We start from the raw sequence: 8,900 nt of genomic DNA, 5'->3' as shown, positions 1-8,900 counted from the left end.
CGGCGCTGACCCGGGGCTTCCTCGCGGACGGGCGGTCGGAGCCGTTGATGGAGGGCGCGATGGGGTGGGGCGAGGTCAACGCCCTCATGCCGACGCAGGGCTGAGCATGAACCTCACCCTCTCCTGGCTGCCGAGTCCGATCGGGCCGCTGGCGCTGGCGTGTGATGACGCGGGGGCGGTGCGGGGGCTGTCGTTCGGGGACGGGCTGATCGGGGCGATGCGGCGGGAGTATCCGGGGGCGGGTCTGAGCGAGGGCGTGGCGCCGGGGGGGGCGGCGCGCGAGATCGCGGCCTATTTCGACGGCGACCGCGAGGCGCTGACGCGGGTCGACTGGTCGCTGGACGGCGCGGCGGCGGGCGACGGCTTCCAGGCGCGGGTGTGGCGGGCGCTGGCGGCGGTGCCGGCGGGCGTCACCATCAGCTATGGCGAGATGGCGAAACGGGCGGGCGAGCCCGGTGCGGCCCAGGCGGCGGGGACGGCGCTGAACCGCAACCCCATCCCCCTGATCCTCGCCTGCCACCGGGTCATCGGCGCCGACGGCTCGCTGACCGGCTTCGGCGGCGGGCTGGAACGCAAGGGCTGGCTGCTCAGGCACGAGGGGGCGCTGCTCATCTGAGCAGCGCCCCTCCGGTCGTTTAGCGGCGGACCGAGACCCGGGCCTCGAGGTCGGCCCAGCGGCGGCTCAGGTCGCGGAGCTCCTCGCGGTAGCGGGCGGCGTCGGCGCGGGTGATCGAGCCGTCGCGAAGACCGGCGGCGATGCGGGCCTCGATCTGCATCGCATGCGGATCGCCATAGACCCCGCCGCCGTTGCCCGGGACATAGTCGTCGCCGACGCGGCGGTTCAGATCCGCGTAGCGCGTCTCCAGATCCTGGCGTTCGCGGTCGCTGAGGCCGTCGCGCTCATACTGTGCCTCCAGCCGCACCAGGGCCTGGAAGTCGCTGCGCAGCCGGGTCGCTTCCGTGCGGGTGATGTCGCGGGCGCGCAGGGCGGCGGCGACGCGGGCGTCAAACGCGACGGCCTGGTCCGCCAGACGGTCCCAGCGGCCGTAGTCGCCGTCATCGTCGTCATAGTCCTCGGAGTCGAGGCGGCGGGTCAGGTCGCGGTAGCGGTCGGTCAGTTCGGTCCGTTCCGCCGTGGTGAAGCGGCCGTCGGCGGCGTAGCGGGTCTCCAGGGCGACCAGGTCGGCGTAGTCGGCGCGCAGACGCGTCGCCTGGCTGTAGGACAGGGAGCCGTCGCGGACCCCCGCGTCCAGCCGCGTCTCGAAGGCCGTGCGCTGGTTGTACAGCGGCCGGCGCCCGCGGCTCCATTCCGTGTCCAGCGAGGTCTGCCCCTGACCGAACAGGGTCCCGAGAATGGCCTCCAGCACCCGCCCGCCCTGCGAGGGCTCCTGGGGCGTCTGGCTGTAGGGGGCGGCGCTGTAGGGCGTCTGGGCCGAGGCGACGCCCGCGGCGGCGAGGGTCAGGGCGGCGGCGGCGGCGGCCGTGAGGGTCTTGATGGCGGTCATGGGGGGTTCTTTCCGGGCGGGGGTTTCCCTGTACGGAGAGAACGGGGTTGGGCGGGGAAGGTCGGCTATGGGTAGCAAACACACCTGCCCTGGAATAAGCAGTCCCGCTCCTGGATCGAGTGGTTTTTATGGTCGGACTTGGGAAGAAGAACAGCGGGAAGCAGCTCACCAGCCATCTTAGGCAGCTTTACGCTCGGCTGGGCGGCGAACTGCGCTGGATCGAGAACCCACCGAAGCTGAGGCAGAAGAAGTGGCGGGGCGGCGAGGCGTTCGCAGCCGAGGCCGGGGGGCGCGAAACAAGGGCTGAAGAGATCAGAGAGGCGCTTCCGCACATCGTTTACGTCATCCAGATGTTCGATCCGGAATGGGACCCCGCCCGAGAAAAACTGATCAGGCCGCTCCGCCGGGGACCGAACCGTCCGCCCCACGGATGGGCGGACGCGGCCTACGACGTGCTGCGAGAGACCGGCGACTGGCTGACGGTGCGCGAGATGCTGGATCGCGTCGTCGAGCGCCATGACCTTAGCGTCGATGACGGTCCCGCCTACGTTCAGGCATACGGAGCGATCAATGCGGCGTTGCAGCGCGCCCAGGGGGGATTGGTGAATGACGGGGGACAGCCGCCGCGTTGGACGTTGAAGTCGCAACTGCGCGGGAATGAGCCGGCTAGCGCCGTTGGCGAGGGCGATTGGTAGGCGGCGGCGGCTCCCACGCGGCGACCACGGCCTCGCGGAAGCGTTGGCGCAGGCTCGAAAGCAGGCGACTGAACGGCGACGGGTCGCGATCGCGGATGTTCAGAGGGGCGGCGGTGCGCTTCAGCATCTCCTTCTCCACCGTCTTGTGATAGCCGCAGACCTTGTATCCGATCACGACCTCGCCGCGCAGCCACTCGCTCAGGGCCGCTTCGCTGGCCTCGCGGCTCTTCAGGTCGCCCAGTTCGCCGGTCCCCGCCACCCAATGGATGGCGAAGACCGATTGACGGAACGGCGAGTCACCAATGCTTCCGAGAAGGTGCCCGGTCACCCTCTCGCGCAGAGAGTAACCTTCACCGACATATCCGTTGCGCCACACTCCATAGTCCCAGGCCGGAAGCTGCGGATCAGGGAAGTAGCCAGCGAGGTTGAAGAGCCGTTCGCCGCTCCGAAGGAACAAGCCGTAGACGCCGGGGCTCAGGGGCATCCGCTTTGGATCGTCCATGAACTCGCTGGCCGACATGAACTCGAAGCCGTCACGCCAGCGCTTCGCGGATCGGGCGTCAGCGACGCGCGGGGTCTCCGCTTCTCCGCTGGCGCGCTTGGCCTCCTTTCGAGCCCGCCGCCGCTCCTCGGCGTTCGGCGGACTCCACTCGATCGGCTCGCCGTCTTGGTTGATGATTTCGCAACGGCGCTTGGAACCGCCTGCTTTCTTCTTGAGGAAGTAGCCAGCCATCGGCGAGCGGCCTGGGGTCATCATCGTTCCCAGGAGCGCCGCGAAGCTGTCGTCGGGACCACCGCCGGTGTGGCTCAACCGCCACGTAAGCTGAGCCGTGTAGAGGTCGAGGTAGTTGCCGAGGATGCGACGATAGATCATCCGCATGCCCTCAAGGACGCGGAAGCCGCTTTCGGCCCAGTTGGTGCAGGCCTCCGGCGTATAGAAGTGGTGGTCGTGGATGACCCGCTTCAGCGCGCAATGCTCGCGAATCTGACCCCAGTGACCGCCGTCGGCAAACACAACGGCGTTCGGATCGACTACGTCGATGAACGGCGGGATCGGGTGATGCTCCTGTTTCGCGACCCACGCGCGGGCGGGGCCGCCCCGCTGGCGAGCCAGCGTCACCCGCAACGTGCGGTCGGGCGCACCATACGGAAAACGGTAGTGATCCTTTTCATCGCGCACGTTCTTGGGGCGGATATAGCCTTTCAACTCCTTTCCATCGATCTCGATCTCTTCGCGCAGGATCGTGCGTCGCTCGAAGGCCTGCATGGCGCATCTGATTTTGTGGAGCCAGACGAAGATCGTCTTATAGTTCTTCACCTTGGCGCGAAGGTCGCGTCTGATCTCCAGGGCGCTGCGCCCCTGATAGGCGACGTTGAATTGCGCGAGGATCAGCAGGATCGTCTTGAACGGCAGCTTGCGGTAGGCGAACGGGGTGTTGGTGGTTAGGGTGAACTGTCTCAAGCACTGTTTGCACTTGTAGAGATTGCCGTCCCGGTAGGTCCACGCCGCCGGCGAGCCGCAGTGGTTGCAGCATGGATCGCCGCCATTTTCTGCGAATCGGTAACGGCGAAACAGCGCGCGCGCCTCGTCTTCCGAGAGTTCGGCGACCTCGGTCGGCGTCGCGGCATGAGCCGGGCCTTGAAGGAGAGCCAATGAGGTCAACGCACATACGGGAGGTTTGTCGCGTATGTGCGATACTCATCGCGTCAGGGCGCGTCAAGAAGATTGTCGCGTATGTGCGATTTTTATCGCTTAAACGAGCGGTAGGTCGCGTAGGTTGATAGGTCGGGGAAGTGATGGCATGAACGGTCATGGCTAAACCCGCCGGAACCGTCGCCGATCTTGATGATCCCGAAAACGCTTGGCGCGAGAAGGCCCGGACGCTTTTGCGCGTCGAGCAGCGTCGCCAGAACCTCACTTACGCCGATATTGCGGAACGCATGCAGGCGATAGGGATCGAAGAGACCGAGGTCAGCGTCCGCAACAAGATCAGCCGAGGGACATTCCCGGCGACCTTCATGTTGCAATTCATGCACGTGCTTGGGGTGAACCTGATCCCCTTCAAGCCTCAGTTGACGGGGGAGTTCACACTTCCGCCCGAGCTGCTTGGCAATCTTCCGCAGGCTCGAATGACGCCAGAGCTGATCGCAGCCCTGGTGGGAGCCCCAAAGAAGGATTGACCCAACCTTCACGCCCCACCTCGCCATATCGGTGAGTAGCCGCTGCTTCTGGCGGCGTTGCGGTGCCGAGGCCATCGTCACGGTGATGCACCCTCGCCTTCGTCAGACGCGCTCCGCAGAATTTCGATACCGCCCTTCACGGCGATCGCCGCGACCAGCATGCCGACGACCAGATCGGGCCAGGCCTGATCCAGCCACATGACCAGACCACCGGCGACGAGGATGCCGCCATTCGAGGCGAAGTCGTTCATGCTGAAGGTCTTGGCCGCCTCCATGTTGACGTCGCCGGACTGGTCCCGCCGCAGGAGCACCAGGCAGATCAGGTTCACGATCGCGGCTACGAGCGCGAGCCCCATCATCGTCCAGCCGACCGGCTCGGTGCCGAACCACCAACGCCGACCGACGTCGATCAGCACCCCTGCGGCGAAGACCAGCAACAGGATGCCGGACAGGCGTGCCGCGCCCCGTTTCCAGGACGCGGCGCGGCCGATCGCTACAAAGCTGATCAGGTAGACGACGGAGTCCGAGGCATTGTCGACGGCGTTGGCCAGCAGTGCGCTGGAGTCGGCCAGGATGCCGCCGACGCCGAGGCCGAGGAACAGCAGGGCGTTGAGGATCAGGACGATCAGCAGCGTCCGCCGCTGCTGGTCGTCCGCCGAGGTGGTCTTGCTCAATCTTCCAGTCCTTCCGAAGCACGATGCCGAACCGCCTTGGCGGCAAAGGTCGGCAGCACGAGCAGGGTCAACGCCGTCGCTGTCAGAAGGCCCCCGATGACGACCGTCGCGAGCGGCTTCTGCACCTCGGCTCCGGCCCCATGCGCCAAGGCCATGGGAATGAAGCCGACGATCGCGACCAGGGCGGTCGTCAGCACCGCGCGCAGCCGGCTGGCGGCTCCTTCTATCGCCGCCACCTTGGCGGGCAGACCCTCGTTCAGCCGCTGGCGGATGGCCTGCATGAGCACCAGCCCGTTCAGGGTGGCGACCCCGGACACGGCGATGAAGCCGACCGCCGCCGAGACCGAGAAGGGCATGCCTCGGAGCAGAAGCGCCAGCGCGCCGCCGACGAGGGCGAGCGGCACGCAGACGAAGACCAGACCGGCCTCCGCGAATGAGCCGAGCGCCATGAACAGCAGGACGCCGATCAGCACGAACACGATGGGGATGACGATGCTGAAGCGCTGTTCCGCCCGTTTGAGGTTCTCGAATTGTCCGCCCCAGTCCAGGTAGACGCCGGCCGGGAGTTCGATCTCCGCCACCCGATCCTGCGCATCGGCGACGAAGCCGCCGAGGTCGCGGCCCCGGACGTTGGCCTGCACGACCATGCGGCGGCTGCCGTTCTCGCGGCTGATCTGGTTCGGACCCTCGCCGGTCTGGATGCGCGCCACTGACGACAGGGGCACGACCACGCCCGTTTCCGAGACGACCGGCAGGGCTGCGAGCGCCGCCGGGTCGTTTCGCGCGGCTTCGGGCAGACGCACGACAACGTCGAAGCGCCGGTCGCCTTCGAAGATGGTCCCCGCCTCAGCGCCGCCGATGCCAGCGGACACCGCTTCGCTGACGTCGGCGGCCGACAGTCCGTAGCTGGCGGCGGCGATGCGATCGACGCTGACGGTCAGGGTTGGCAGGCCGGACGCCTGCTCGACCCGCACGTCAGCCGCGCCGGTCGTCTCCCGAAGCGAGCCGGCAACCTGGTCCGCCACCCGTTGGAGGGTGGCGAAGTCGTCGCCGTAGACCATGACGGCGAGGTCGGTGCGAACGCCCGAGATGAGTTCGTTGAAGCGCAGTTCGATCGGCTGGCTGAACTCGAAATTGTTGCCGATCTGCTGGCCCGCGATTTGCTCGATGCGTTCGATCAGAGCTTCCTTCTCCAGCCCCGGATCGGGCCATTCGCTGCGATCCTTCAGGACGATCACGCTGTCGGAAATGTTCGGCGGCATGGGATCGACCGCCGCCTCGGCGGTTCCGGTCCGCGAGAACATGGTCTCGACTTCGGGCTGCGCCGTGATCGCGCGCTCCAGCACCATCTGCATCGCCAGGGATTGTTCGAGCGAAGCCGACGGCACGCGCAGCGCCTGCATGGCGATGTCGCCCTCGTCGAGGGTCGGTATGAATTCACGGCCCAGCGCCATGAAGGACACCGCGCCGATGGCGAGCGCCGCCAGGGCGGAGATCAGCACCACCTTCGGCCGAGCCACGGCGGCCTGGATGGCCGGCTGAATGTAGCGGCGCGCGAAGCGGAGGATGCGCGTCTCGTGTTCGACGACCTCGCCGTCCGGCCCGACGTGGACGGACTTGGGATCGCGCACCAGAAGGGCGGTCATCGCCGGCACGAAGGTGAACGAGAAGATGAAGGCGCCAACCAGCGCCAGCATGACCGTCGCGCCCATCGGCTGGAACGTCTTGCCCTCCACGCCTTCCAGCATCAGCAGCGGCGCGAACACCAGCAGGATGATCAACTGTCCGAAGGCCGCCGGCTTGACCATCTGCCGGGCCGACTGGACGGCGACGTCCAGGCGCTCGTGGCGGGTGAGCAGGCGGCCGAGCTGGGCGCGCCGCTGGGTCAGCAGCAGCAGCGTGTTCTCGATCACCACCACCCCGCCGTCGACCATCAGGCCGAAGTCCAGGGCGCCGAGGCTCATGAGATTCCCGCTGATGCCAAAGCGATTCATGCCGATGACGGCGAACAGGAAGCTGAGCGGGATCATCAAGGCCGTGATCGTGGCGGCGCGGATGTTGCCGAGCAGCAGGAACAACACCAGCACGACAAGCAGGGCGCCCTCGGTGAGATTGCGGGCGACGGTGGCGATGGTCGAGTTGACCAGTTCGCTCCGGTTCAGGACGGTGGTAGCGACGATGCCGGGCGGGAGACTGTCGTCCACCTGCTCCAGCCGTTCGGCCGCCGCCTGGGCCACCGTGCGGCTGTTGCCGCCGGCGATCATCAGGGCGGTGCCAAGGACCGCTTCGTGGCCGTCGCGGCTGGCTCCGCCGAGGCGCGGCTCCCGTCCGATCTCCACCGTAGCGACGTCGGCGACGCGGACCACCAGACCTCCGCGATTGACCACCGGGGCCTGCGCCAGATCCTCGACCGTGCTCGCCAGAGCGTCCGTGCGGACGACCAGCGCCTCACCGGCGCGCTGGATGTAGCCCGCACCGGCCTGGGTGTTGGCGCGCTCCAGCGCCTCGACCAGATCGCCGAAGCCGAGGCCATAGCCGGACAGGCGGGCGGGGTCGGGACGAACGGCGTATTCCTTCACGTAGCCGCCCACGGTATCGACGCCCGCGAGACCTTCCGCGCCGCGCATCTGGGGCGCGATGATCCAGTCCTGAACCGTCCGGAGGTAGGTGGCGCGTTGTTCGGGCGTGGTCAGCCGCTCGCCTTCCGGGGTCAGGTAGACACGGCCCGGCTGCCATCCCGGCTGCCCCGGCTGCGCCAGGTTCTGACTGTTGAAAGGGACGTAATCGACGGTCCACATCAGAACCTCGCCAAGGCCGGTCGTGATGGGCGACATCGCGGGTTCGACGCCTTCCGGCAGTCCTTCCCGCGCCGCCGCGAGCCGTTCGGCGACCTGCTGGCGCGCGAAGTAGATGTCGGTCTCGTCGGTGAAGATGGCCGTGATCTGGCTGAAGCCGTTGCGCGACAGCGATCGCGTGCTGGTCAGGCCGGGAATGCCCGCCAGGCTCGTCTCCAGCGGGTAGGTAACCTGTCGCTCGATTTGTTCCGGGGCAAGCGCCGGCGCGACCGTGGTGATCTGCACCTGCCGGTTGGTGATGTCGGGCACTGCGTCGATGGGCAGTTTGGTCAGTTCGAGAAGACCCAGACCAGCGACGAGCACTACGGCGATGACGACGAACCAGCGGAACCGGACCGACGCCGCGATGATGGCGTTGAACATGCGCGTCGCTCCTTAGTGACCGTGCTCGGCCTCGCCCTTGGCGAGCTCGGCTTTGAGGAGAAAGGCGTTGACGCCAGCGACACGCTCATCGCCGGTCAGACCGCGCAGGATTTCGGTCCGATCGCCCGCCTGGCGGCCGACCAGCACGGGCGCGACGCGGAACCCCGTTGGGGTGCGCACGAAGACCACGGTTGCGCCCTCTACTGTCTGCACGGCCTCGGACGGCACGGTCAGGGTTCCCAACGTTTCGCCGGTGACGATGACCCCGGTCACCGCCGATCCTGCGGGCGGAAGCAGCGACCCGGTGGGGCGGGCGCGAATTACGGCTGCCCCGCTCCCCGCGCCCGCGCCGGCGGCCACGCCAGTGACGACAGCGTCGAACTCGCCCGTCGGACCCTGCACCCGGATCGCGGAGCCGGCGCGCACCTGACCGGCGAGCGCGGGGGGCGCACTGAAGACGATCTCCACCCGCGCCGGGTTGGTGACCTCGGCAATCACGCCGCCCTGCGGCGCAAAGCCGCCTGGGCCGACATGGACGCTGGTGACGACGCCGCTGATCGGGCTCGTGACGCTGAGACGGCCGGACGCGCTGGGGGACCCGGCGGCGACCGCGCGGGCTCGGGCCGC

8 protein-coding genes are annotated in these 8,900 nt (G+C 67.8%); 3 read left to right on the top strand and 5 right to left on the bottom strand.

From position 1 onward, the window contains the following. The first annotated feature begins 106 nt into the window (after positions 1-106). Positions 107-616 (top strand): methylated-DNA--[protein]-cysteine S-methyltransferase, encoded by a 510-nt coding sequence (locus QQJ79_RS13830; RefSeq protein ID WP_284223502.1) that lies wholly within the window; start codon positions 107-109, stop codon positions 614-616. Positions 617-635: 19 nt separating this feature from the next. Here QQJ79_RS13830 and QQJ79_RS13825 read toward each other — a convergent pair whose 3' ends face one another. Continuing rightward, a complete protein-coding gene (locus tag QQJ79_RS13825) occupies positions 636-1,505 on the bottom strand; it encodes a hypothetical protein (protein WP_284223501.1) in 870 nt (289 codons plus the stop codon). A 119-nt stretch (positions 1,506-1,624) separates the two neighbouring features. Here QQJ79_RS13825 and QQJ79_RS13820 point away from each other — a divergent pair, with 119 nt between their 5' ends. Beyond that, positions 1,625-2,200 (top strand): hypothetical protein, encoded by a 576-nt coding sequence (locus tag QQJ79_RS13820; protein WP_284223500.1) that lies wholly within the window; start codon positions 1,625-1,627, stop codon positions 2,198-2,200. Here the strand turns inward: QQJ79_RS13820 and QQJ79_RS13815 are convergent. Continuing rightward, positions 2,172-3,863, bottom strand: coding sequence for a transposase (locus tag QQJ79_RS13815; protein ID WP_284223499.1), 1,692 nt, complete (start codon positions 3,861-3,863; stop codon positions 2,172-2,174). The genes QQJ79_RS13820 and QQJ79_RS13815 overlap by 29 nt on opposite strands. Positions 3,864-4,012: 149 nt before the next feature. Between QQJ79_RS13815 and QQJ79_RS13810 the strand changes: the two genes are divergently transcribed. Further along, complete coding sequence (locus QQJ79_RS13810) at positions 4,013-4,381, top strand: DUF6471 domain-containing protein (RefSeq protein ID WP_284223498.1); 369 nt, start codon at positions 4,013-4,015, stop codon at positions 4,379-4,381. Between the two features lie 77 nt (positions 4,382-4,458). On the opposite strand, the gene QQJ79_RS13805 is transcribed toward QQJ79_RS13810, so the two are convergent. The 3 genes from QQJ79_RS13805 to QQJ79_RS13795 all read right to left on the bottom strand — a co-directional run. Beyond that, positions 4,459-5,055: a cation efflux transmembrane domain-containing protein gene (locus QQJ79_RS13805; protein ID WP_284223497.1), complete on the bottom strand. Its 597-nt coding sequence runs from the start codon at positions 5,053-5,055 to the stop codon at positions 4,459-4,461. Beyond that, positions 5,052-8,273 (bottom strand): efflux RND transporter permease subunit, encoded by a 3,222-nt coding sequence (locus tag QQJ79_RS13800; RefSeq protein ID WP_284223496.1) that lies wholly within the window; start codon positions 8,271-8,273, stop codon positions 5,052-5,054. Before QQJ79_RS13800 ends, QQJ79_RS13805 begins: the two co-directional genes overlap by 4 nt. A gap of 12 nt (positions 8,274-8,285) precedes the next feature. Further along, a partial coding sequence (locus QQJ79_RS13795) for an efflux RND transporter periplasmic adaptor subunit (RefSeq protein ID WP_284223495.1) occupies positions 8,286-8,900 on the bottom strand: 615 nt, incomplete at its 5' end.

Origin of the sequence: Brevundimonas denitrificans, from assembly GCF_030160755.1 — a bacterium.
Taxonomy (GTDB): domain Bacteria; phylum Pseudomonadota; class Alphaproteobacteria; order Caulobacterales; family Caulobacteraceae; genus Brevundimonas; species Brevundimonas denitrificans.
Note: the sequence above shows the minus strand (reverse complement) of the source record. Positions and strands in the feature narration are given on the sequence as shown.

What these genes read in the sequence shown, in the direction of transcription:
- QQJ79_RS13830 (WP_284223502.1), top strand. Translation starts at nt 107, where the DNA reads ATGAACCTCACCCTCTCCTGGCTGCCGAGTCCGATCGGGCCGCTGGCG.
- QQJ79_RS13810 (WP_284223498.1), top strand. Translation starts at nt 4,013, where the DNA reads ATGGCTAAACCCGCCGGAACCGTCGCCGATCTTGATGATCCCGAAAAC.
- QQJ79_RS13800 (WP_284223496.1), bottom strand. Translation starts at nt 8,273, where the DNA reads ATGTTCAACGCCATCATCGCGGCGTCGGTCCGGTTCCGCTGGTTCGTC.
- QQJ79_RS13825 (WP_284223501.1), bottom strand. Translation starts at nt 1,505, where the DNA reads ATGACCGCCATCAAGACCCTCACGGCCGCCGCCGCCGCCGCCCTGACC.